This window comes from Streptomyces sp. NPDC060209 (assembly GCF_042728155.1).
GTDB lineage: Bacteria > Actinomycetota > Actinomycetes > Streptomycetales > Streptomycetaceae > Streptomyces.
Genome location: NZ_JBHWZS010000022.1, coordinates 1 through 19,395, shown reverse-complemented (window position 1 = coordinate 19,395; position 19,395 = coordinate 1). Strand labels below are relative to the sequence as shown.

The 19,395-nt window shown below is 70.5% G+C and carries 18 protein-coding genes; 12 read left to right on the top strand and 6 right to left on the bottom strand.

Annotated features, from left to right (window positions below; all coding sequences use genetic code 11):
* Positions 1–301 precede the first annotated feature (301 nt).
* From ACFWFI_RS06920 to ACFWFI_RS06905, 4 genes are all read left to right on the top strand, one after another.
* The gene (locus tag ACFWFI_RS06920) at positions 302–2,173 is read left to right on the top strand and encodes a CocE/NonD family hydrolase (protein ID WP_387386434.1); all 1,872 of its coding nucleotides are present in this window, start codon (positions 302–304) and stop codon (positions 2,171–2,173) included.
* 138 nt (positions 2,174–2,311) lie between these two features.
* Positions 2,312–2,401: a putative leader peptide gene (locus ACFWFI_RS06915; protein ID WP_387386431.1), complete on the top strand. Its 90-nt coding sequence runs from the start codon at positions 2,312–2,314 to the stop codon at positions 2,399–2,401.
* A gap of 214 nt (positions 2,402–2,615) precedes the next feature.
* Entirely contained in the window at positions 2,616–3,767 is a 1,152-nt protein-coding gene (locus ACFWFI_RS06910; protein ID WP_387386430.1) for an LLM class flavin-dependent oxidoreductase, read from the top strand.
* A gap of 86 nt (positions 3,768–3,853) precedes the next feature.
* The gene (locus ACFWFI_RS06905) at positions 3,854–5,200 is read left to right on the top strand and encodes an MFS transporter (protein ID WP_387386427.1); all 1,347 of its coding nucleotides are present in this window, start codon (positions 3,854–3,856) and stop codon (positions 5,198–5,200) included.
* Positions 5,201–5,299: 99 nt separating this feature from the next.
* Here the strand turns inward: ACFWFI_RS06905 and ACFWFI_RS06900 are convergent, their stop codons facing one another.
* The 5 genes from ACFWFI_RS06900 to ACFWFI_RS06880 form a co-directional block, all read right to left on the bottom strand.
* Positions 5,300–5,509: a DUF6059 family protein gene (locus tag ACFWFI_RS06900; RefSeq protein WP_387386501.1), complete on the bottom strand. Its 210-nt coding sequence runs from the start codon at positions 5,507–5,509 to the stop codon at positions 5,300–5,302.
* Between the two features lie 46 nt (positions 5,510–5,555).
* The gene (locus ACFWFI_RS06895) at positions 5,556–6,920 is read right to left on the bottom strand and encodes an NtaA/DmoA family FMN-dependent monooxygenase (RefSeq protein WP_387386425.1); all 1,365 of its coding nucleotides are present in this window, start codon (positions 6,918–6,920) and stop codon (positions 5,556–5,558) included.
* Between the two features lies 1 nt (position 6,921).
* Positions 6,922–8,034, bottom strand: coding sequence for an LLM class flavin-dependent oxidoreductase (locus ACFWFI_RS06890; protein ID WP_387386423.1), 1,113 nt, complete (start codon positions 8,032–8,034; stop codon positions 6,922–6,924).
* Positions 8,027–9,373, bottom strand: a complete 1,347-nt coding sequence (locus tag ACFWFI_RS06885; protein ID WP_387386421.1) for an MFS transporter — start codon at positions 9,371–9,373, stop codon at positions 8,027–8,029. Before ACFWFI_RS06885 ends, ACFWFI_RS06890 begins: the two co-directional genes overlap by 8 nt.
* 167 nt (positions 9,374–9,540) lie before the next feature.
* Positions 9,541–9,681 carry a putative leader peptide gene (locus tag ACFWFI_RS06880; protein WP_387386420.1) on the bottom strand — a complete coding sequence of 47 codons (141 nt, stop codon included), beginning with the start codon at positions 9,679–9,681 and terminating at the stop codon, positions 9,541–9,543.
* A gap of 272 nt (positions 9,682–9,953) precedes the next feature.
* Between ACFWFI_RS06880 and ACFWFI_RS06875 the strand changes: the two genes are divergently transcribed.
* The 8 genes from ACFWFI_RS06875 to ACFWFI_RS06840 all read left to right on the top strand — a co-directional run bounded on the left by ACFWFI_RS06875 (position 9,954) and on the right by ACFWFI_RS06840 (position 18,044).
* Positions 9,954–10,097, top strand: coding sequence for a putative leader peptide (locus tag ACFWFI_RS06875; protein ID WP_387386417.1), 144 nt, complete (start codon positions 9,954–9,956; stop codon positions 10,095–10,097).
* A gap of 115 nt (positions 10,098–10,212) precedes the next feature.
* Positions 10,213–11,829, top strand: coding sequence for an ABC transporter substrate-binding protein (locus tag ACFWFI_RS06870; protein ID WP_387386415.1), 1,617 nt, complete (start codon positions 10,213–10,215; stop codon positions 11,827–11,829).
* Positions 11,826–12,776, top strand: coding sequence for an ABC transporter permease (locus ACFWFI_RS06865; protein ID WP_387386412.1), 951 nt, complete (start codon positions 11,826–11,828; stop codon positions 12,774–12,776). Before ACFWFI_RS06870 ends, ACFWFI_RS06865 begins: the two co-directional genes overlap by 4 nt.
* Positions 12,773–13,696 (top strand): ABC transporter permease, encoded by a 924-nt coding sequence (locus ACFWFI_RS06860; protein ID WP_387386410.1) that lies wholly within the window; start codon positions 12,773–12,775, stop codon positions 13,694–13,696. Before ACFWFI_RS06865 ends, ACFWFI_RS06860 begins: the two co-directional genes overlap by 4 nt.
* Entirely contained in the window at positions 13,693–15,378 is a 1,686-nt protein-coding gene (locus ACFWFI_RS06855) for a dipeptide ABC transporter ATP-binding protein (RefSeq protein ID WP_387386408.1), read from the top strand. Before ACFWFI_RS06860 ends, ACFWFI_RS06855 begins: the two co-directional genes overlap by 4 nt.
* Before the next feature lie 87 nt (positions 15,379–15,465).
* Positions 15,466–16,509, top strand: coding sequence for a PLP-dependent cysteine synthase family protein (locus ACFWFI_RS06850; RefSeq protein ID WP_387386406.1), 1,044 nt, complete (start codon positions 15,466–15,468; stop codon positions 16,507–16,509).
* Between the two features lie 46 nt (positions 16,510–16,555).
* Positions 16,556–17,179 carry a GNAT family N-acetyltransferase gene (locus tag ACFWFI_RS06845; RefSeq protein ID WP_387386404.1) on the top strand — a complete coding sequence of 208 codons (624 nt, stop codon included), beginning with the start codon at positions 16,556–16,558 and terminating at the stop codon, positions 17,177–17,179.
* Between the two features lie 43 nt (positions 17,180–17,222).
* Positions 17,223–18,044 (top strand): DUF1684 domain-containing protein, encoded by an 822-nt coding sequence (locus ACFWFI_RS06840; RefSeq protein ID WP_387386401.1) that lies wholly within the window; start codon positions 17,223–17,225, stop codon positions 18,042–18,044.
* An 83-nt stretch (positions 18,045–18,127) separates the two neighbouring features.
* Here ACFWFI_RS06840 and ACFWFI_RS06835 read toward each other — a convergent pair whose 3' ends face one another.
* Complete coding sequence (locus ACFWFI_RS06835) at positions 18,128–19,243, bottom strand: AI-2E family transporter (RefSeq protein WP_387386398.1); 1,116 nt, start codon at positions 19,241–19,243, stop codon at positions 18,128–18,130.
* Between the last annotated feature and the right edge of the window lie 152 nt (positions 19,244–19,395).

Sequence of the window (19,395 nt, the reverse complement as noted above, 5' to 3'; positions counted from 1 at the left end):
CAAGGACATCGATCGCCACCGATCGGCAGACGTCAACTCCCGGTCCCGGGGCATCTCCCCATCAAGCCGCAGAAAGTCGGGCTCATCGGTCACATCAGTAACACGAAGGACACACGCACCTGTTGAAGCATCGCCGAAGTGATCATAGACTCGTGCGCCGTCGGTTCCGGTTCGCGTTCGCGACTGTGATCCAGCTCCGCGGATGTGCGCGACCACCGTCGCGCCCCTCACGGCGGGCCGGGGACCGCTGCTCGGCCTGCACCACTGCGAAACCCCGTACCCACCCAGCCGGGAGAAGCATGTGAGAGCACGTCGCACGGCCAGATGGGCCGCCTCAGCACTCGTCATAACCCTCGCGTCGACCGGGCTGCTCGCCGGCCCCGCAGCCGCCTCCGGGCCCGCTGCGGCGCAGGGCCGCCAGGGCACCACCGCAACGGCCCCCGTCACACACGAGGAGAACGACCGCGTCCCGGAGGGTTCGCTCTGGACGCAGCACTACTTCCCGTCCTCGGACCGCTCCGGCACCGAACTGCACGCCGACGTGCTGCTGCCCGAGGGACTGCCGAAGAAGGCGAAAGTACCCGTCATCCTGTCCGTCGGCCCGTACTTCGGGCACTCCGGACAGTCCGGTGTCGAAGGCTGGACCCACACCGGCCCCTCCGCCCGGTTCCAGGACTTCATCGAGGGCACCGACCTGTTCGACCAGGGCTACGCCTTCGTCATGGTCGACCTGCGCGGCTTCGGCGGCTCCACCGGCTGCCTCGACTGGGGCGGCCCCGGCGAACAGGCGGACGTGAAGGCGGCGATCGACTGGGCCGCGAAGCAATCCTGGTCCACGGGGGCGGTGGGCTTGTACGGCAAGTCCTACGACGCCGCGACGGGCCTCATCGGCAACAATCTGGACCAGCGCGCGCTCAAGGCCGTCGTGGCCCAGGAGCCCGTCTGGGACATGTACCAGTACATCTACTCGAACGGCGTGCCCCGCCCGAATGTCACCGGCACCGCCAATGCCTACAACTCCATCGCCACGCTCGGCCAGCTGCCGGACGACGACCCACGCTACCTCGCCAACTCCCGTTACGAGGAGGCCCATCCGGAGTGCCTGACGCAGAACGCGGCCGGGTACCGGATAGCCGACCAGGACGACGAGTTCTGGACCTCCCGCGACCTGGCGAAGGCGGCCAAGGGCACGGACACACCGCTCTTCGTGACCCAGGGCTTCATCGAGAACAACACCAAGCCCGAGGAGATGCAGGAGTACCTCGACAACCACAGGGGCCCCGAGCGCGGCTGGGTCGGCCAGTGGGAGCACGTACGCGGCGGAGACCGCACCAGCGACGGACGCCTGTCCATGGGTCGTGAGGGCTGGTACGACGAGACCCTCTCCTTCTACGACCAGTACCTCAAGGGCGTCAGGCCGGCGGTCCGCTACCCGGCCTACTCCGTCGAGGACTCCACCGGCGCATGGCGGGCCCAGAAGACCTGGCCGGTCGTGGAGCGCCCCGTGACCCTCCCCCTCGGCGGCGGCTCGTACGTGGACGACGGCGGGCTTTCCGCGATCGCCGCCCTGACCGGGTCCGGCGTGCCGGCACCCCAGGAACGCGTGAAGCCCTCCGGTGAATGGGACCTGGAGAACGCGCCCACGACCGACCCGGCCGCACCGGAGGGACTGGCCGGGAAGCAGGCGCTGCTCCAGGAGACCGGGGCCGTCACATCGAGCTTCTTCGTGTGGTCGAAGGCGCTCAGGAAGGCCGTGCGGGTCACCGGCACCCCGCGGATCTCCCTGACCGCCGAGGGCGAGGGCAACGTCATGCTCAAGCTGTACGACGTCGCCCCCGACGGCACCGCCGTCATGTTCGACGAGCAGGTCTCACTGCTGACCACGGGCAGGCTCACCGTGGATCTCAAGTCGACCGACTGGACCCTGGCGGCCGGGCACGTCCTGGCAGTGGAGATCGGGTCCATACAGACCGGCTCGTGGCGTGACACTCCTTCCGGCGAGACGATCGAGGTCAAGGGAGCACGGCTCGGACTGGCCCTGGACGACCCGTCCGACGACGTCGCCACCGGAGGTGCCCGCTCGCCGTACCTGGACACCTACCTGCGCCAGTACACGGTGGCCCTGCCGGCCGGTCCCGCCACATTCACGGTGGTCCCCGGCGGCCGCCTCTGACCCCTGGGCCGGCATCGGCCGCCGGGGTTCCCGGAATCCATCCGGGAGCCCCGGCGCGACGCCGGCCTTACGTGTCGGTCTCACCTGCTGAAACACTGACCGGTCAGGACTTGAGCCGACCGGCGCGGGTCCCCCACAATGCTTGGCATGACCGCTGCTGCCGACTTCCTCGTGGGGCGCCTGCACGTCGACCTGTGTCGCCAGTCCAGCGCGACCTGTCGCGGCTGACGCCTGCCGGACCCGTGGAGCCTTAGGGCCACCTGCCCTCAGCTTCCCCGCGAATCCGCGTCCCCACGGCGCCGCACAACGCCGCGGCCCCGTTTCCTCCCCCCCGTGTCCTCGCGTGCCCGACGCGTACCTGAACGTACGTCGCCGGGCTGCCTCGGCATGCCCCTGCGGCGTGCCGGCACGCCATCCTCCGCACCCCCTCCGGAGCTCTCGCATGTCTGCCCTCACCTTCCATTGGTTCCTCCCCACGACCGGTGACAGCCGGCACATCGTCGGCGGCGGCCACGGCTCCACGCCCGGCACCGCCGGCGGGGACCGCCCGGCCTCGATCGAGTACCTCGGCCAGATCGCCCGCACCGCCGAACAGCTCGGCTTCGTCGGCGCGCTCACCCCCACGGGCGCATGGTGCGAGGACGCCTGGCTGACCACGGCCATGCTCACCCAGGTCACCGAGCGGCTGAAGTTCCTGGTCGCTTTCCGCCCCGGCCAGATAAGCCCGACGCTGTCGGCGCAGATGGCCGCGACGTACCAACGGCAGTCCCACGGCCGGCTGCTGCTCAACGTCGTCACGGGGGGCGAGTCAGCCGAACAGCGCGCGTACGGCGACTTCCTCGACAAGGACCAGCGGTATGCCCGGACCGGGGAGTTCCTGGACATCGTGCGGCGGCTCTGGGCAGGTGAAAGGGTCGACCATCACGGCGAGCATCTGCGTGTCGAGGCCGCCGAGCTGAACCGGCTGCCCGAACCCGCGCCGCAGATCTACTTCGGCGGCTCCTCGCCCGCGGCCGGTGATGTGGCGGCACGGTACACCGATGTGTATCTGACCTGGGGCGAACCGCCGCAGCAGGTGAAGCAGAAGATCGACTGGGTGCGCTCGCTCGCCGCAGCGCAGGGCCGCGACGTACGGTTCGGCATTCGCCTGCACACCATCACCCGGGACACCTCGGCTCAGGCGTGGGCCGAGGCGGAGCGGCTTCTGGGGGCCATGGATCCTGAGCGGATCAAGGCGGTGCAACAGGGCCTGGCGGCGAGCGAGTCCGAGGGGCAGCGCCGGATGCGCGAGCTGCACAACAGCGGGGACACCGGCAGCCTGGAGATCTACCCCAACCTCTGGGCGGGGGTCGGCCTGGTCCGCGGTGGCGCGGGCACCGCGCTGGTCGGCAGCCACACCGAGGTCGCGAACCTGATCGAGGAGTACCACCGGCTCGGCATCGACGAGTTCGTCCTGTCCGGCGTGCCGCATCTGGAGGAGGCGTACTGGTTCGGCGAAGGCGTTCTTCCGTTGCTGGAGAAGCGCGGTCTCTGGCGGCACCCGGCCGGCCCGCGTCCCGTCGAAGCGGGCATCGTCCCGTTCGCCGGCCGTTGAGCGCCGCACGCGTGCCCTCGGAGGCACGGCCCGGCGATCCGGAACCGGAGCAGGATTCAACGGCTCCCCGGCGGCTGAGGACCGTCGTGCTCGCCAGCCTGCTGGGCACCACGGTGGAGTGGTACGACTTCTTCCTCTACAGCACGGCCGCCGGACTGGTCTTCAACAAGCTGTTCTTCCCCACGGCCGACGGCACCGTCGGCACGATGCTGGCCTTCGCGACGTTCGCGGTGGGCTTCGTCGCCCGCCCCGTGGGCGGCCTGCTCTTCGGGCACCTCGGCGACCGGATCGGACGTAAGCACACCTTGGCCTTCACCATGGGTCTGATGGGCGTCTCCACCGCCCTCATCGGTCTGCTGCCCACGTACCAGCAGGTCGGTGTCCTCGCCCCCGCACTACTCCTGGTCCTGCGCGTCGCACAGGGTGTGGCGCTGGGCGGGGAGTGGGCAGGGGCGGTGCTGCTGGCCGTCGAGTACGGACCGAAGGGCCGCAAGGGCCGGTTCGGCAGCTATCCGCAGATCGGACTGGCGCTCGGACTGGCTCTTGGCACCGGTGTGTTCGCGCTGCTGAGCAATGTGCTCAGCGAGTCGGCGTTCCTCGACTACGGGTGGCGGATCGCCTTCCTCATCAGCCTGGTGCTCGTCGTGGTCGGGCTGACCGTACGTCTGAAGATCGACGAGACGCCGGCCTTCCGCGCCGCGCGTCGCCTCCAGGAACTGCCCCGCGCGGCGCCGCTGGTGGAACTGATGCGTGAGCCGGCCGCCCGCCGGCACGTTCTGCTGGGCATGCTGGCGCGATGGGGTGAGGGGGCCGCCTTCAACACCTGGGGGGTCTTCGCCATCACCTACGCGACCGGGACGCTCGGGCTGGACCGCACTCCGGTACTGCTCGCGGTCACGGCCGCGGCGCTCGTCATGGCCGCTCTGATCCCTGTGTCCGGAACCGCGGTCGACCGCTACGGGGCCCGCCGGGTCTACCTCTTGGGCATGGCCGCCTTCACCGTCTCGGTCTTCCCCGCGTTCTGGCTCTTCGGGACCGGCGGGACCTGGGCCTTCGCCGCGGCGCTGTTCGTGACGCTGGGGATCGTGCACGGTTCGTTCTACGGCGCCCAAGGCACCCTGTTCGCCGCACTGTTCGCCACACCCGTCCGGTACACGGGCATGTCGTTCGTCTACCAGATGTCCGGCATCTTCGCGTCCGGCATCACACCGCTGATCATGACCGCGCTTCTCGCACTCGGTACGGGCAGTCCGTGGTGGGCCTGCGGCTACCTGGTGCTGACCGGCCTGGTGAGCGTCTGGGCGACGGGCCGACTGCGGGATGAGGACCAGCACGTGCCGACCGGACGGATCTCCCCGGAGCTGACCTCGCCGGTCGGCTCATCGGTTCTGGTGGGGACCGGCGTGGGGGGTAGCGAGGTCGGTCGCCCCTGACCCACGGGCCGGTCCCCCGGCTTCGGCGCGCCACTGCGCCGAGGCCGGGGACGACCCGGGCATGACCCGGAACGGGCGTGGGCCGGGTCCAGGGCGTCGTCATACGCCCGGTCCCAGACGGGACCACAGCTCCCGTTCCACCTCCGTCAGCGGGATGTGGGCAGCCAGGCACTCCGGGTGGCCCGGCGGAAGGCGAGCGGGAACCTCGTGGGCGCCCGTGCTCGGAGGCCGCCCGCCCTCCTCCTGCCACAGCCAGGCTGCCGGAATCCCCCAGAGCCCACAGCCGGAGGCGAACAGGCCCGGAGCCATCCGGGCAAGCAGCTCGGCCCAATGCTGTCTGGATGACACGGAAGTCTTACCCCAGCGCAGGAAGGTCGAGGTGTTCACGCAGGGTGGTGCCCCGGTATTCGGTGCGGTAGACGCCCCGTTCCTGGAGTTCCGGGACGAGCTTGTCGACGATGTCCGTGACGGAGGCCGGGAGCAGATGCGGCAGGAGGTTGAAGCCGTCGACGGCACGGGTGCTGACATAGCGCGTCCACTCGTCGGCGATGGCCGAAGGGGTGCCGACGAAGGACGGGTGCCCCGGTGACACTTCGAGTACCAACTCGTGTATGGACAGTCCTCGTTCCGCTGCGAGGTCTCGCCACTTCCGGATCAGGGCCGGCTTGCCGGTGCGGCGCTCGACGGAGATCGTGCCGCGTGAAGGGTCGAGTTCGTCCTCGCTGGGCTCGATGTCGGGCAGTGGACCGTCCGGGTCGTAGGCGGACAGGTCGGTGCCCCAGTACTGCTCCAGGAAGGCGATCGCCCGGGGCCCGTTGACCTGCTCGCCGCGCACCCAGTGCGCCTTCTCCTCCGCGTCGGCCGCGGTGTCGCCGAGGACGACGCTCGCGCCCGGGAGGATCCGCAGCGAGTCCGGTGTCCGGCCGTGGCGGGCCAGCCGATCTCGCAGGTCGGCGGCGTAGGCCACGGCCTTGCCGTATTCGGTGTTGGCGGAGAAGACGACGTCGGCATGGCGGGCGGCCAGTTCGCGGCCACCGTCCGAGTCCCCTGCCTGGAAGAGCACCGGACGGCCCTGGCGGCTGCCCGGCACGGTGGCGGTCGCGCGCAGTTCCACGAGGTCGCCGTCGCGCTTCACCGGGGTGATGGAGCCGGGCCGCGCCCAGCTCGCCGCGCGGCCGTCGGGCGCGACGGCGTCCGGTGCCCAGGACGCCCACAGCTCCTTGGCCGCGTCAACGAACTGTCCGGCACGCTCGTAGCGGCGTTCGTGCTCCAGCCAGCCTCCCCGGCGGAAGTTGGCGCCGGTCCAGGCGTTGTCGGTGGTGACGATGTTCCAGCCGGCCCGGCCCTCGGACAGCAGGTCCAGGCTGGCCAGCCGGCGGGCCAGATCGGCCGGATAGTTGTACGTGGTGTTCTGGGTGGCCACCAGGCCGATCCGCTCGGTCACGGCGGCGAGCGCGGACAGCTGGGTGATCGCGTCGGGCCGGCCGGCCACGTCGAGGTCGAAGACCTTGCCACGGTTCTCCCGTACCCGCAGCCCTTCGCCGAGGAAGAACGCGTCGAACAGGCCGCGTTCCAGGGTCTGCGCGATCTCGACGAACGTCTCGAACGCCGTGTGCGAGGGCGCTTGCGGATCGGTCCAGATCAACTGGGGCCCGACGCCTGTGAAGAACACGCCGAGGTGGATCTGCGGAAGGGGATTCTGATCGGTCAAGACACTCACCTCAGGCGTTCGTGGCCGCCGCGGCGGCGAATCGGTTGGCGGGACGGGGAAGGCCGAGCGTTTCGCGCAGTGAGCTTCCGGCCCGGGGGGCGTGCCCGGGCCTCGACGCGGCGACCTTCGGAAGCACCCGCTCGGCCAGGACCGGCAGGTCGACGGCGAGTACGGCCGGATGCAGCCTGACTCCGTCGACCGACTCGGCCAGCTCGCGCAGGAGGTCCAGCAGGGACTCCGGGGAGCCGACATGGCGAAGCCTCCCGGACTCCGGCCAGTCGGCGGCGTCGTTCAGCTCGGCGAGCCGGTCCGCGGCCGGGGCTTCCGCGTCGAGGACCACCTCCACCTCGGCGAAGACCAGGGGCGCGCCCGCTTCCCGCGCCGTGGCCGCCCGGGCCGCGACCGCGGCGGGGTCGGGCCGCCCGACCAGGACCACGTCGGCGCGCGCGTCGGCGTCCAGCGAGTCCGGGGCCAGGACGACGATCTGGCCCTGCGGCGGACGCGGAGTGATCAAGGGGCCCTTGACGGTGAAGGTCGCGCCCTCGAAGTCGATGTGATGCACCCGTCGCGAGTCCAGGAACCTGCCGGTCGCCTCGTCCTTGATGATCGCGTCGTCCTCCCACGAGTCCCACAGGGAGCGTGCGGTGTCGATGACGTCGGCGGTCTCACGGGCCAGCGCGGCAGCGGGCAGTGCCGCTCCCCCTACGGTGGCGAGGTCGTCCTCACCCGCAGCCGCGCCGACCACCCAGCCGGCCCTGCCGTGCGAGGCGTGGTCAAGGCTCGCCAGCTGGGTGGCGAGATGGAACGGTTCCGTGGTGGCGACGTGCAGGGTGGGCGCGAGGCCGATCCGGTCGGTCAGGGGTGAGACGTACGAGGCACGGGTTCCGGCCTCCACCCGGCCGGCCGCCCCGGGGCCCGCATCGGGCGGCAGCGGCGAGTCGGCGAAGGTGACGAGGCCGAAACCCGCGTCCTCGGCTGCGGCGACCACGTCCCGCAGTGCCCCGGGGGCCAGGACGGCACCCGGTGGGCGGCCGGAGTGGCGCCATGCAGCGGGGTGGGCGCCGTCGCCGTCGACTTCCAGGGCGAGATGCAGGCCGGCAAGCCCGGTTTCGCGATCAGTCATGGGATGTTCCTCCGGTCGAAGTGGGTTCAGGGGAAGAGGAGTTGGCGGATGTCCGAATGGGCGGGCGTGCAGGGGCGGGGATGCGGAGGGCTGCGGCTGCCCGGTCACGGAGGGGCGGCCGGGGACCGGCGCGCTGCCGGGAGAGCCACAGCGCCACGGTGAGCGCGGCGAGGACCGCTGCCGCGGCGCCCGATGCCATTCCCCAGCGCACCCCGGCATGCTCGGAGATCCAGCCGATGGCAGGGCCGCCGATCGGAGCTCCGCCCATCGAGATCACCGTGTAGACGGCCATCACCCGGCCGCGCATGGCGTCGCTGACCTCCGACTGGACAAAGGCGCTGACGGCCGTGTTGAGCGTCATCAGCATGAAACCGGCCGGCAGCAGCAGTGCGAGGAAGGTGACGTAGGACGGCATGGATGCGGCCAGCGCCTCGCACACACCGAACAGCACCGCCCCGACGACCACCGTCCGTACCCGCGGGGAGGCACGGCGCGTGGCCACGAGCGTTCCGGCGATCGTGCCGACGGACAGGGCGGTCGACATGAACCCGAGCCCGCGGGAGCCGACGTCGAAGACCCGTCCGGCGAACAGGGTCAGCGTCGTGGAGAAGTTCAGCGCGAAGGTGGAGACCAGGCCGAAGATCGCGAATACTCCGATCAGTTCGGGCCGGGCGGCGACGTACCGCAGCCCCGCCACGCCCGCTCCCACCCATGGCTGCCGCTCCACGGGGACCGGCCGTGCCTGCGGACGGATCGTCAGCAGGCCCGCGAGCACGACCGCGAAGGACACGGAGTTGACCGCGAACACCCCGCCCGTGCCGATCAGGGCGATCAGCACTCCGGCGATCGCGGGGCCGATCAGACGGGCGGCGTTCAGGGACAGGATGTTCAGCCCCGCCGCGTTGGTGATCAGGGTTCTGCCGACCAGTTCCGTGACGAAGGAGAGCCGCGCGGGGTTCTCCACCGTGAACACACAGCCCAGGCCGAACGACAGCAGATAGATCAACCACAGCGGAGCGTTGCCGGACAGCACGGTGACCGTCAGGAGCAGCGCCTGCATCGCGTACAAGGACTGGGCCCACAGCAGCAGGGTGCGCCGGTCGTACCGGTCGGCGAGCACCCCTCCCCACAGGCCGAACATCAGAACCGGGGCGAACTGCAGACCCGCGGCCCAGCCGACGGCGGTCCCGCTGTGGGTCAGGTTCAGCACAAACCAGTCGAGCGCCACCCCCTGCATCGCGGTGCCGATGTTGGAGATCAGGCCCGTGCTCCAGTACACCCGGTAGTCACGGACCCGCAGTGCGGCGAACACCCCTGTTCGTGCGGTGCTCCTGGGCACCGTTTTCCTCTCGATCAGGCGTGCGGGCAGGCCGGAGGCGGCGGTTGCCGAGCACGGGAATCGCGACAGACGTCGAGAAGGGAGAAGGGAACGCGCGGGGCACGCCGGTGATCGTGAGGAGCGCGATCAGATGGCGGCGAGGGCCGGCGCGAGCGGTATGTACGCGCTCAGTGGCGCGGAGACGTCCTCGGACACAGCGCGCTGCTCACCCGGAGCAGGTCGACGTGGCGCCGGGCGACCAGCAGCTCGAAGGCCCCGGCGTGGTGCGGCATGCGGTCGTCGCGCTCGCGGGAGGGTCGAGCCTGCATGCCGGTCACCTCACAGCCGTCGGGTAGGTCAGCAGCTCAGGAATCGCTGCCGACTTGTGTGATCTCTCTTCACGTTAACCGTTCGACCACGGTTGAACAATGCCGTGCCGTCCGTCGACCGGACACCCGCCGGCTCGTGGGCTGGGCGTTCCGCGCCGGCGGGCACGTCCACCTGCCGGAGCATCCTTCTCATACCGGTGTTCGAGCTGGTACGTTGCGTCGCGTCGTCCCGGGTGGACGACACCACGTGTGTCGAAAGGACCGCGCCACTCATGCCGTACCAGCCGACCGCCGCCGGGGCCACGCCCCCGAGCTTGGTTGCCTGTACGCGCTGCGCCGGATTCCTCTGCCCACGCTTCGCGGCCCGTCGGCACATCGATCTGCACCGCGTCTCCAGCGCCATCTGTCAGGCCTGACGTCACCACTGCTTGACCGGCCCGCGCCACGGTACGGCCTGCTTCTGCTCACATCCTTGTCTCCGCAGGTCATTGCCGTGCCCGGGTGTCCTCCCCCTCTCCTGGAGAATCGCTGATGTCCGGACCACGTCCCCAGCACCGTCTTGCCCTGACCTCGCTCGCCGCCGTCACCGTCCTGTCGCTCTCCGCCACCGCCTGCTCCTCGTCCACCGCTGACAGTTCGGGCGGCTCGACGCCGCACTCCGGGGGGCATCTGACCTTCGCCCTGGCATCCGACCCGATCTGCGTCGACCCGCAGCAAGCGGGCAACAACGACGCGATCTACCCGGCCCGCCAGCTGGTGGACTCCCTGACCGACCAGGATCCGAAGACGGGGAAGATCGTGCCCTGGCTGGCGAAGTCCTGGGAGGTGAGCGAGGACGCGACGACGTTCACCTTCCACCTCCGCGAGGGGGTCACTTTCAGCGACGGCACCCCGGTGAACGCCCGTTCTGTGAAGAACAACTTCGACGGCATCATCAAGCTGGGAGCCGAGGCGGTACTGGGCAGCAGCTATCTGGCGGGCTACAAGAGCACCACCGCCGTCGACGAGTACACCGCCGAGGTCGCTTTCTCCACCCCCAACTCCCAGTTCCTACAGGCGACTTCGACCTTCACCCTCGGGCTGCTCGCCGATTCGACGGTGAAGCTGCCGGCCGGCGAGCGGTGCTCGGACAACCTCATCGGCTCCGGCCCGTTCACGCTCGTCGACTACACCCAGAACAAGTCCGTGGAGGAGCGCCGGCGCGCGGGCTACAAGTGGGGCTCCTCGCAGTGGAGCCGCAAGGGCCCCGCCTACCTGGAGAAGCTGTCCTTCAAGGTGATCCCCGAGTCCGGGGTGCGCACCGGCAGCCTGCAGTCCGGCCAGGTCGACGCGATAGGCGGAGTCGCGCCGCAGGACGAGGAGGGGCTGAAGGGCGCCGGCTTCGCGTTGCAGAGCCGGGCCAACCCGGGGCTGCCGTTCGCGCTGTCGGCGAACGTGGCGCGGCCGATCACCAAGGACCTGAAGGTCCGGCAGGCGATCCAGAAGGCCCTCGACCGGCAGGAGGTCGTCGACACGGCCCTGAGCAGCAGCTACAAGCCGGCTACGAGCGCGCTGGCGAGCACCACGGGCGACTACACCGATCTGGGCGACCGCCTCGGCCATGACGCGGCGGGTGCGGAGAAGCTGCTCGACGAAGCGGGCTGGAAGACCGGCTCGGACGGCATCCGTACGAAGAACGGGAAGAAGCTCGCCCTCAAGGTCGTGTGGGCGTCCAACTTCGGCCCCAACCAGACGGCGCTGGAGCTGATCCAGCTGCAGCTGAAGAAGGTCGGCATCCAGATCACCCTGCAGTCCACCACCATCGGGGACTTCGTGGCACTCCGGCAGAAGGGCGACTACGACTTCTCCTGGGGCAATTCGACCCGGGTGGACCCCGACATCCTGCGGACCGGGTTCTCCAGCAAGCTGCTGAACTTCGGCCACCTCTCCGACAGCGAGCTGGACGGCCTCCTGGACAAGGAGGCGTCAGCGAGCGATCCAGCCCGGCGCGCGGCGTACGTGGCACAGGCCCAGAAGATCGTGCTGGACAAGGCGTACCAGATCCCGGTGTTCGAACTCACCACCGTCCTGGGCCTGTCCGGGAAGGTCCACGACCTGGACTTCGAAGCCTCGTCCAGGCTGCAGTTCCACGACACGTGGCTGTCATGAGGAGATATCTGGCGCGGCGCCTGGCGCAGGCGGTGTTCGTCCTCTGGGCGGCGTTCACACTGTCTTTCGTGGTGCTGTACCTGCTGCCCGGCGACCCGGTGTCGATCATGGCGGCGGGCGGCGGCGAGACCAATGACATCAGCCCGGAGCAGCTCGCCGAGCTGAGGGAGTCCTACGGGTTCGACAAGCCGGTCGTCGAGCAGTACGCCACCCAGCTCCGGCACGCGCTCCAAGGGGACTTCGGGATCTCGGTGCAGAGCGGCGACGAGGTCGGCCACCTGATCGCCACGAGCCTGCCGGGCACACTCCAGCTCACCTCCGCGGCTCTCCTGCTGGCACTGGTCCTGGGGGCGGGCGTGGCTCTCCTCGGTACGTACACCAAGTGGCGCTGGCTGCGGCAGGTACTGCTGTCCCTGCCCGCACTCGGTGTGTCCGCGCCGACGTTCCTGGTCGGCCTGGTGCTGGTGCAGATCTTCTCGTTCCGGTGGGGTCTGCTGCCTGCCATCGGCAACGAGGGCTTCGGCAGCCTGATCCTGCCGGTGATCACCTTGTCCTTGCCCACCGGCGCGGTGATCGCGCAGGTCTTCGCCAAGAGCCTGCGGACCACCCTGGCCGAGCCCTACGTCGAAACCGCGCTGGCGAAGGGTGCGAGCCGGGCACGCGTGCACTTCCGGCACGCCACCCGCAACGCGGCCATTCCTCCGCTGACGGTACTGGGAATGCTCGTCGGCAATCTGCTCGGCGGGTCGGTGGTCGTGGAGACGGTGTTCTCCAGGACCGGGGTGGGGCGGCTCACCGCGACGGCGGTGAGCGCCCAGGACATACCGGTGGTCCAGGGCCTGGTGGTGTTCGGAGCGCTGGTGTTCGTCCTGGCGAATCTGGCGGTCGATCTCATCTATCCGCTGCTCGATCCACGGATCACGACGACCGCGGCGGTGACGCGATGACCGAGCTCATGACAGCCGAGGCGCTGACCGGCACGACGGGGGGCACGCCCCCGCCGGCCCCCGACCGCTTCGTCCGGGAGGGAGCGGGGGAACGGGCGCGGCGCCTGGCCCGGTTCCTGCTGCGCTCCCCCGGGCTGGTGCTGTCGATCGTGCTGGTGGCGCTGGTCCTCGTATCGGCGTTCCTCCCGGGTCTCTTCACCTCGCAGGATCCGCTGTCCGGGGTGCCCCGGGACAGGCTTCAGGGCCCCGGCGCCGATCATCTCTTCGGCACCGATCAGCTGGGCCGCGATCTGTTCGCCAGGGTCGTGCACGGCTCGGCGCTGTCGCTCCAGGCGACGGTGCTCGCGGTGGCCGTGGGCCTGGTGGCGGGCTCTCTGCTCGGACTGCTCGCCGGGTTCCTGGGCGGCCGCGTCGACGACGTCCTGATGCGCGCCGCCGACGTCCTGCTGGCGATCCCGGGCCTGCTGCTGTCACTGGCCGTGGTGACCGCTCTGGGCTTCGGCACCGTCAAGGTCGCGGTCGCCGTGGGCATCGCCAGTGTGGCGAGTTTCGCCCGGGTCATGCGCTCCGAGGTACTCCGGGTGCGCGGCGCGGTGTACGTGGAGGCGGCGCGCTCCTCCGGTGCCCGCCCGTTCTCGGTGCTGTTCCGGCATGTGCTGCCGAACTCGGCCGGCCCGGTGCTGGTGTACGCGGCCGTCGACTTCGGCGCCGTCATCCTGCAGGTGTCCGCGCTCAGCTTTCTCGGCTACGGCGCCGTCCCGCCGGCCCCCGAATGGGGCGCGCTGGTCTCGGGCGGCCGCGACTACCTGGCCACGGCGTGGTGGCTCACCACCCTGCCCGGCCTGACCATCGCGGCCACGGTACTGGCCGCCAACCGGATCTCCCGTGCGCTCGACGGGGAAGGCAGGGAGACACGATGAGCGACGCACCACTGCTCGACATACGCGGGTTGCGGGTGTCCTACCGGACCCGCTCGGGCATCGTGCCGGCCGTACGGGGTGTCGACCTGACCGTCGGGCCCGGCGAAGTCGTCGCGGTGGTCGGCGAATCCGGCTCCGGCAAGAGCACGATCGCGCACTCGGTCATCGGGCTGCTTCCGGCCGGCGGCGCGCTGGAGGCCGGGCAGATCCTCTTCGACGGCGTCGATCTGGCCCTGGCGGACGACAAGGAGCTCCGGGCCCGCCGCGGCCGCGACATCGGGCTGATCCCGCAGGATCCGATGGTGTCGCTCAACCCTGTACAGCGCATCGGGAGCCAGGTGGCCGAGGTGCTGCTGATCCACGGGCTCGCCGATCGGGACACCGCGGCGGCGCAAGCCGTGGAGATCCTCGGGCAGGCAGGTCTGCCGGACCCCGAGGTGCGGGCGCGGCAGTATCCCCACGAGTTGTCCGGTGGTATGCGGCAACGGGTGCTGATCGCCGTCGCGGTGGCCGCCAGACCCCGGCTCGTGATCGCCGACGAGCCGACGAGCGCCCTGGACGTCACCGTGCAGCGGCAGATCCTGGACCACATCGAGAGCCTCACCCGGGAGTCGGGCACTGCTGTCCTTCTGATCACCCATGACCTCGGAGTGGCCGCGGACCGGGCGCGGCGGATCGTGGTCATGGCTCAGGGCGAGGTCGTCGAGACCGGTTCCACCCAGCAGGTGCTGCACGCCCCGCAGCACGCCTACACCCGGCAGTTGCTGGCCGCCGCGCCGAGCCTGGCCGGAGGCCGTCTGGTGTCGGAACGCCGGGTTGCGGCCAAACCGTCCGGCGTATCGGCAGGCGGGGCTCCCGCCGAATCACGCAGGCCCGGGACGACCACGGATCTCGTCGTCGCCCGGAACCTCGTGAAGCGATTCCCGCTGCCCGGCGGGACGGGCAGCGCCCGGACGCTGCGGGCCGTCGACGACGTCAGCTTCAGCATCGGCCGCGGCGAGACGTTCGCGCTGGTCGGCGAATCGGGTTCCGGCAAGTCCACGACGGCACGCCTCGTGGTCCGGCTGGCGGATCCCTCGGAGGGCGGCGTCACCTTCGACGGGCAGGACATCACCGGCCTGCGTGGCGGCGCGCTGCGCAGGCTGCGGCGCCGGATGCAGATCGTGTACCAGAGCCCGTACGCCTCGCTGGACCCGCGTTGGTCCGTCGCGGAGGTGATCACCGAGCCGCTGCGGGCATTCGGCGTCGGAAGTCGCAAGGAGCGTTCGCGACGGGCGTCCGACCTGCTGGAACGGGTGTCGCTGCCGGCTTCCGTACTGCGCCGCAGACCCGCCGAGCTGTCCGGCGGCCAGCGGCAGCGGGTGGCGATCGCCCGGGCGCTCGCTCTGGAGCCCGACCTGGTCGTCTGTGACGAGCCGGTGTCGGCGCTGGACGTGTCCGCGCAGTCGCAGATACTGGAACTGCTCGTGGATCTTCAGAACGACCTGGGTCTGAGCTACCTCTTCATCTCCCACGACCTGGCCGTGGTGCGGCAGATCGCCGACCGCGTGGGGGTGATGCGGCACGGACGTCTGATCGAGACGGGCACGACGGACGACATCTTCGCGGCGCCGTCCGATCCGTACACGAAGGAACTGCTCGCCGCCATCCCCGGTGGCCGGCAGCCGTCCGCCGCGACCTGAACCCCGGGGAGGTCGCAGCCGGGGCACCGGGCGGACGCCCCGGGTTCGACGGCAGCAGAAGCCGGCCTCGACGCAAGGAGCACTGCATTGGACGTTCACGCATCCCTGACCGACGTGGTCGGCAACACCCCGCTGGTGCGGCTCAACCGTGTCACCGGCGCGGTGCCCGCACCCGTCTACGTGAAACTGGAGTACGTCAATCCGGGCGGCAGCGTGAAGGACCGCATCGCTCTGTCGATGGTCGAGGCCGCCGAGGAGGCGGGGCAGCTGCTGCCGGGCGGCACCATCGTCGAAGGCACCTCGGGCAACACGGGCGTCGGCCTCGCGATGGTCGCCGCACAGCGCGGCTACCGCTGTGTCTTCGCGATCCCGGAGAAGAGCAGCGCGGAGAAGATCGCCGTACTGCGCGCCTACGGTGCCGAGGTCATCGTCTGCCCGAGCGATGTGCCGCGCGAACACCCCGACCATGTGCACTCCGTGGCCGACCGTGTCGCCGCCGGGACGCCTGGCGGCTGGCTGGCGAACCAGTACGACAACCCGGCCAATCCACGGGCCCATTACCGAACCACCGGGCCGGAGATCTGGCGACAGACCGACGGGCGGATCACCCACCTGGTGTCCGGCATCGGCACCGGCGGCACCATCACCGGGACCGGCGAGTATCTCAAGGAGGTGAGCGGCGGCCGGGTGACTGTCGTCGGCGCCGACCCCGAGGCCTCGCTCTACTCCGGCGGCGACGGGAGCCCGTACTACGTGGAGAGCATCGGCCGGTTCCGCCACCCCGAGACGGTGGACGACACCTGGCCGCAGTCCTACCACCCGGCGGTCGTGGACCGGTTCGAGCGGATCAGCGACAGCGACTCCCTGCTGACCGCCCGGCGCCTGGCCCGGGAGGAGGGGCTGCTGGTCGGCGGCTCCGCAGGCACCGCGGTGGCCGCAGCACTGCGAGTGGCGGCCGGACTGGGCCCCGACGACCTGGTGGTCGTCCTGCTGCCGGATTCCGGCCGCAATTATCTCTCCAAGGTCTTCGACGACGACTGGCTCCGCCGGCTCGGCCTGCTGGGCGACGGGGTTCCCACCGAGCCCGCCGGCCCGGCAGCATCCCCCGCGGTATCGAACGCGCACCGCTGACGGACCAGGCGCCGGCAGCACCGCACCGGAAGAAAGGCACCACATCATGACCCCCTCGCGCCCCTCGGCGGGCTTGGCATCGAGCGCCGGTCCGGCCGGCATCCCGGCACCGCGCGGAAGTCTCGCCGAAGCCCCGCGGGACCGTGCGAACCGGCCCTCGACCGCCGCCCTGGACGGCGTCGCGCCCCCGTGCGACGCCGTACGGTGGGTCGCCGCGAGCTGGGAACATCCCGACGCGCTGGCGCTGCGGAACCGGATGGACGCCGAACTGCGGCCCCGTTACGCCCCCTTCGACGCCCAGCGCGCGGGCCGAAGGGCGGGGCCCCCGGCCGCCGCGGAGATCGCCGTCACCTGGCTCGCCTACGAGGGCGCCAGTCCTCTGGCGACGGCCTCCCTCAGGCTGCTGCGCCAGAACGACGGTGAGGGCCTCTACGAGGTCAAGCGCGTCTACGTGCACGACGAGCACCGCGGGCGCGGCCTGGCCAGAGCGGCGCTCGGCGCCGTCGAGACCAGTGCCCGGTCGCTCGGCGCCGCCCGGCTCTTCCTGCAGACCGGAAAGCTGCAACCGGAGGCTATGGGGCTCTACGAACGGCAGGGCTGGCACAGGATCCCCTGCTACCCGCCCTACGACGCCGATTCGTTCGGCGTCTGCTACGCCAAGGACCTGTGAAAGCCCGGACCGGCCCACGACCACCGCACACGAGGGAGCGAACATGACAGTCCACGATGTCGACCAGGTGAGTTTCGTCCGGGAATGGGAGCAGTGGCACCGGGAACACGAGGAAGCACTCGCCGGGCCGCACGGATTTCTCGCCATCACGAGCCTGCACTGGCTGGGCGCCGAGCCGGCTCGCTTCGAGGACGCCCCAGGGGCCTGGTCGAGCACGCCGGACGGAGTGGTGGTGGAGCTGGCGGAAGGCGAGGAACTCACCGTCGACGGCGTGGCGGTCCACGGCCGGTACGACTTCGGGGTCATCGGCGAACGGGACAGTCTGTACCCGGGATTCGGCGACGCGGTGATCGAGGTGGCCAAGCGTGGCGGACACGACATCCTGCGTCCCCGCCACCCCGGGAACGCATTGCGTACCGCGTTCACCCTGACCCCTGCGTACGCCCCCGGCCCCCGCTGGGTTCGCACCGGCCGGTTCGTACCCTTCGACCGCCCACGCGCGGTGACCGTCGGCGCGGCCGTCGAGGGCCTGGAGCATGTCTACGACTCCCCCGGCCAGGTCGAGTTCGAACTGGACGGCGCCGTCCACCGGCTCACGGCGTTCAACGGAAAGCGCCCCGGCAGCCTGATGGTGCTGTTCACGGACACGACCTCCGGCGTGACCACCTACGCGGCGAACCGTGCCCTGCAGATCGCGCCACCCGACGCCGAGGGCAGGCTGAGCCTCGACTTCAACCGCGCCGCGAACCTGCCCTGCGCTTACACGGACCTGGCGACCTGCCCGCTGCCTCCGGCGGAGAACCGGCTGACGGTCGCGGTCGAGGCCGGCGAGAGGATCCCTCTGGAGCGCGGCGGACAGCCCTGACAGCGGACGGCACTCGCCTGCCGGCGAGTGCCGCTGCCGTCCCGCCGCACGCTCGGTGACTGCCGACGGGGGTAGGGGACGCTCTATGACGGCGAGCCGGCACGACTCGGTGACGCATGCGTTTCCGGCTCTTCCCCCTGCTCTGTGAGCTGCTCGCGCAGGTAGTTCCAGACCACCGCGATCAGCGCGGCAGCGGGTACGGCGAGCAGACTGCCCACGATGCCCGCCAGACTGCCGCCCAACGTCACCGCCAGCAGGACCACCGCGGCGTGCAGACCGAGCCCGCGACTCTGGATCATGGGCTGGAACACGTTGCCCTCGAGCTGCTGCACCACGACGATGACGGCCAACACGATCAGCGCGTCGGTCGGTCCGTTCGACACCAAGGCGATGAGAACCGCGACGAAGCCGGCGAACAGGGCACCCACGATCGGGACGAACGCGGACACGAAGGTCAGCACCGCCAGAGGAAGCACCAGAGGAACTCCCACGATCCACAGGCCGAGGCCGATGAGGACGGCGTCGAGCAGGCCGACATACGCCTGGGAACGCACGAACTCACCCAGCGTCTCCCAACCACGCGCCGCCACGGTCGGAACATCGGTGGCGAGCCGGCCGGGCAGCTGGCGCGCCAGCCACGGCAGGAACCGGGGGCCGTCCTTGAGCATGAAGAACATCAGGAAGACCGCCAGGACCGCGGTGACCACACCGTTGACCACGGTGCTCACCCCGGTCACGACAGTGGTGACCATGCTGCCGATGCTGTCCTGGATACGGGCGGTCGCGGAGTCGAACGCACCGGTGATCTGATCGTCGCCGATGTTGAGGGGCGGCCCGGATGCCCACTCGCGCAGCTTCTGGATGCCTTCGACCACGCCGTCGGCCAGCTCGCCGGACTGGGAGGCCACCGGCACCGCGATCAGCGCCGCGACCCCCACGGCGACGAGGAGGAACAGCACCGTCACCACGGAAGCCGCGAGGGCCGGGGGCCACCCGAGTCGGCGCAGGTAACGCGCTATGGGCCACGTCAGAGTGGTGAGCAGCAAGCCGACTATGAGCGGCCAGACGACCGACCACATGCGGCCCAGTACCCAGATCGCCGCCGCGGCCATGACAAGGACCAGAATCAACTCGCCCGAGACGCGTGCCGAAACACGGAGGGCGGCACGGGTCTTGGTGGAGCTCAACGTGACTGACATGTGCTTCACCCTATGGGCCGACGGCCCCGCTCCGGACCGCTCCTGCCCGGCCCCGGCCCCGCATCGGGGATTGACCCCGTCACTTGGCAGCGCCGCGAAGGTACCCGCACCGTTGGCCGGCCGGGCCCCGCCGCCGCGCCTCGATGTGAGGC